Origin of the sequence: Pseudomonas sp. ICMP 8385, assembly GCF_002699915.1 — a bacterium.
Lineage (GTDB): Bacteria > Pseudomonadota > Gammaproteobacteria > Pseudomonadales > Pseudomonadaceae > Aquipseudomonas > Aquipseudomonas gessardii.
On sequence record NZ_LKBY01000017.1, the window covers coordinates 1 to 1,311 of the forward strand.

Annotated in this window: 1 pseudogene; it reads left to right on the plus strand. The window is 52.6% G+C overall.

Annotated elements, in window-relative coordinates:
- Positions 1 to 54 precede the first annotated feature (54 nt).
- Positions 55 to 1,308, plus strand: a pseudogene (locus AO268_RS04645) (IS3 family transposase).
- Positions 1,309 to 1,311: the final 3 nt, after the last annotated feature.

Below are 1,311 nucleotides of genomic sequence, written 5' to 3' on the forward strand. Positions count from 1 at the left end.
TGTCCCGTCCTGAATAAGGTTTACACCTTCTGATCTGTTTTTCAGGAGGACGTAATGGAATCAGCAAAAAGGCGTAGTCAGCGCGACTACACGTTGACCTTTAAATTGTCGGTCGTCGATCAGGTCGAAAAAGGCGAGCTGAGTTATAAAGAGGCTCAGGAGCGCTACGGGATTCAAGGCAAAACGACCGTTCTGACGTGGTTACGCAAGCACGGTCGGCAGGATTGGAGCCCAGGCAGATACATTGGCTCGCCGAGGATGGGGTCTATGCCCGACAAAAACCGACCATTAACGCCAGAGCAACGCATCAAAGAGCTTGAAGAGCAGTTAGCTCTGTCCAATCAGAAAGCGCAGTTTTTCGAGGCGGTCGTGGATGTCTTGAAGAATGACTACGGTCTCTCTGTCGTAAAAAAGCGTCCCGGCAAGTCCTCGCGCAAAAACGAATCAAAAACCTGAGCATCAGCAGGGCTTGCCAGTTCATGGGGATAAGCCGACAGGCTTACTACAAACGCAATCGCGCCGATGCTGCTCGTCTGGGGCTGGATCAGAAGGTTGCCGATTTCGTTCAGCAAAAACGTCAGCGGCAGCCGCGTTTGGGCACCCGAAAGCTACATTACTTGCTGCATTGCCAGCCCCAACTTGAACTGCAAGTGGGTCGAGATCGGCTGTTTTCGATTCTGCGGGAAAGACGTTTATTGGTAGCTCGCAAGCGGTCTTATCACAAGACGACCAATAGTCATCATCGCTTTCACCGCCACCCGAACCTGCTCAAGCCAGGTCCTGATCAGGTTGTTCCAAGCGGCCCGGAACAAGTCTGGGTGGCTGACATCACCTATTTGCCCACTCAGGAAGGTGTGGCCTATCTGAGCCTGGTAACGGATGCTTTTTCGCGAAAGATCGTGGGCTATCACGTCCATGAAAGCCTTCACACCGAGTCGGTAGCACAGGCACTGCGCCGGGCGGTAAAGCACCGTCGGACAGAGCAGTCGTTGGTGCATCATTCAGATAGAGGTATCCAATATTGCTCGGGGATGTACCAAGCGTTGCACGCGAAGTACGGTATTCGATGCTCAATGACGGACGGCTATGACTGCTACCAAAATGCCTTGGCAGAGCGGGTCAACGGGATATTAAAGACAGAGCTTATGCTCCAGCGACCACAGGATTTAACGCAGGCGAAGAAGATGGTGAGTGAGTCGGTATCGATCTACAACGGCGAGCGTCCGCACCTGTCTTTGAAATACAAAACGCCCGATGCGGTGCATCGGGCGTTAGGGTGAAACAGGTGTAAACCTATTTCAGGACTAGACA